3 protein-coding genes are annotated in these 2,916 nt (G+C 44.2%); all 3 read left to right on the forward strand.

What is annotated here, in order from left to right; translation table 11 throughout:
* The first annotated feature begins 380 nt into the window (after positions 1-380).
* The 3 genes from FH603_RS27855 to cas3 are packed head-to-tail and all read left to right on the forward strand — an operon-like array spanning position 381 to position 2,832.
* Positions 381-740 (forward strand): hypothetical protein, encoded by a 360-nt coding sequence (locus FH603_RS27855; protein ID WP_186742591.1) that lies wholly within the window; start codon positions 381-383, stop codon positions 738-740.
* Positions 733-1,437 (forward strand): Cas5 family CRISPR-associated protein, encoded by a 705-nt coding sequence (locus FH603_RS27860; protein ID WP_186742593.1) that lies wholly within the window; start codon positions 733-735, stop codon positions 1,435-1,437. The genes FH603_RS27855 and FH603_RS27860 overlap by 8 nt, the downstream gene beginning before the upstream one ends.
* A 6-nt stretch (positions 1,438-1,443) precedes the next feature.
* Positions 1,444-2,832, forward strand: a complete 1,389-nt coding sequence (gene cas3 / locus FH603_RS27865) for a CRISPR-associated helicase Cas3' (RefSeq protein ID WP_186742596.1) — start codon at positions 1,444-1,446, stop codon at positions 2,830-2,832.
* The last annotated feature ends 84 nt before the right edge of the window (positions 2,833-2,916 follow it).

Consider the following 2,916-nt stretch of genomic DNA (forward strand, 5'->3'; position numbering starts at 1 on the left):
CTTGTTTGAGTTCGACACAGCGATGCCGCAGCGCTTCGTAATCTGCCTGTTTGTAGGTAGCCATAAAAACCCAAAGCACAAACATTAATGGACTTACTCACGCATCAATAAATGTTGATGAAGGTTTTGTTCACCTTAAAGAAAACACGCCACTACCATACTCTACGCAGTTTTACGCGGCTCACCTCGAAGGATTCTTCAACCTTGAGTACTACCGACTTGGGCAGTTTGACAACCTAGGTAGCAAACAGGAGTTAGCTTCTGAAACGGTTAAGCAGTATGCCGACCAGATAACTAGCCAGCCATTTGGTAATAAAGGGACATTCCGGCGATTTACACTGCAAAATGCAGAGCAATCGCGTAAAGAACGGGCTGCCGGTTTGCTACGTGGATTGGCTTTTCTACGAGGTGGCGCAAAACAAGCCGCTTTTGGGGCTGATGTTAGTCCAAAAGTGTTAATTCTGGCTGGACTTGAATGCGCTAACCCCGTGTTTAACAACCTATTTGAAGGTTCGGGCGAAATGCCTTCCTTGAAGATTAAAGCCTTAAAGCAAATTATTGAGGATTACCAGAACAAGCTTGCAACACCGGTGTACATCGGTATCCGTGAGGGGTATTTGCAAAATGAGGCCGACGTAAAAGCATTGGCGGATGGCTCTTCTATTGTTGTAGGTTCACCGATTAGCGTTGCACAATCGTTCATCAATGCTCACCTAACAACAACAACACCCAATGAATGAGGTTCTGGAAGTTAAGTTTGACGGCTGGACAACTACCCCTCGGCTTCCATTTGTCCTTTCCGGAAATGCGCTTTGCATGACTGTACCCTCATACTCCTCTTTATTAGGACTCATTGGCTGTTGTCTGGGAAGACTTGTTTCGCATACAGAAGTAGAATTTGGTTTTCATTACCAATATGATACGACTGGAAATGATCTGGAAACCCGGCAACGATTAGAGTTTGATGGGCGGACCATAAAGCCACACCCAAAGGGTTCAGATGCTTACAGACGTGAGTTTCACGTAGTGTCTTCTACAGACTCAACAGGAGACTTACAGCCCTGCCTGACGCTCTGGCTAAATCGGACAGACTGGATTGATTATTTCCGATATCCGCTTGGTACACCTGCTTTAGGTCGTTCTCAAGATTTACTACGTGTTCGTTTTGACTCGGTCAAAATCATATCCGTTGAGCCAGTATCTACTGCAAAAGTTGGTGGTTGTGCGCTACCGTTCAAATCAGGTATGCAGGTGGCAGGACAGTTGGTTCAGTTGGCCGATGCTTACGAGGAAAACGAACGTATTGGTGCGGGCCGGAATCCCATAAATCCACGTGTGTTTATTAACCTGGCTCACGACACAAATCAGGAAGTCACAATGACCAACTTATTTAAAACGAGCGAAGGTCAGAGCTTTTACCTGCACAACTGGCAGTGATTGACTATGGATTTCAGCGTCTATAAAGCTAAAAGTGATGATCCGACACATGCATTATGCATGACACTAGAGGAACACACTCGACGAGTAATCCGAGCGGCCATCGAATTGGTTAATCGATTGCCGTTTACCCAAGCCGAGCGCACTGAGTGGCTGGAAAAAGCTATTCGGTGCGCCGTATGGCATGATCTTGGTAAGATTCATCCCAGCTTCCAGCAAAATCTGAAAAAGGGAACAACGGTTGTCAGTATTAGACACGAGTTGATTTCACTCTGGTTTTGTGAGCAGTTCTTAACGCTGCCAATTGACGAGTTATTTGCTATAGCCACCCACCATAAAGGAATCGTCTCAGATGGTTATAAAAAACTTTCTCTTTACGAAATAGGGACTGATTTAGCTTGTCATCTGACTGATGATCCCCAATCAGTTAACAATGCTGAAGAAATAGTCAAAGCATGGGCTACTCTTTTCGGGGATAGCTCGCCAGTTACCAATAATATTTCGCCAGCTACTACCTATTCTGATAAAATTAGAAATCTTTTGATGAAAGATAGGCAACGCAGTCAAAGCGTTGATTGGTTACAACTGGCTAGAATGCGCGGTTTGCTTATGGCCGCAGACCATATCGGTTCGGCCAAGACTGAAAATGAACTGCCCGTTTGGAAAAGGCTTCAGCTAACGGACTTTTACCCGACTGCGCCAGCTGAAAATAAACAAACTGTTAGAGTGTCCTTCAGGCCATTTCAGATTAAAATGCAAGATTATAAAGGTGACGTAGTTCTTCATGCACCAACAGGTTCAGGGAAAACAGAAGCCGCATTGAGTTGGGTATATGCCAATCAAACTGAGAACGTCAGGCTGTTTTACATTCTTCCTTATACAGCCAGCATTAATGCTATGGTGCGCAGACTAAAAGGAATATATGGTAAGGAGCGGGTAACCGCTCTTCATAGCAAAGCACTTGATTTTTTCTACGAAGAAGCCATCAACGAGACGAATAACTTCCAGCGAAGTGAGCAAATTGCCCGAAATAAGCGGTCTGCCTCTCGCGAGTTATTTTATCCGGTCAAAGTCGCCACATTGCACCAGGTCTTAAAACACGCGTTGCATGGTAAGGGTTGGGATATGAGTCTGTTCGATTACCAGAATGCGTTGTTCATCGTCGATGAGTTTCATACTTATGATGCCCACTTAACCGGCATGATGATGGCAACATTGAAATGGTTGAAGCAATTCTGTAATGCCAAAATCTTATTAATGTCGGCCACCATACCTAAGTTTCTGCTTGATCGAATTGTTACAGAATTATTTGCCGGAGATAAATCAAAAATCATTCGCCCCAACGCTAAAGAGCCTGTCGATGCTGAGATACTAATACTAAATCAAATTCAATAAGTCGTATCTTTGGTTATGGATTACGCTACTAAAATCAGCCAGACCGTTGACGAACTGCAACAGCTTGAAAAACAGCAGACTAAT

This window comes from Spirosoma utsteinense (genome assembly GCF_014282275.1).
GTDB classification, from domain to species: Bacteria; Bacteroidota; Bacteroidia; order Cytophagales; family Spirosomataceae; genus Spirosoma; species Spirosoma utsteinense.

Coding starts and splice junctions, on each gene's coding strand:
- FH603_RS27860 (WP_186742593.1), top strand. CDS start 733: ATGAATGAGGTTCTGGAAGTTAAGTTTGACGGCTGGACAACTACCCCT.
- cas3 (WP_186742596.1), top strand. CDS start 1,444: ATGGATTTCAGCGTCTATAAAGCTAAAAGTGATGATCCGACACATGCA.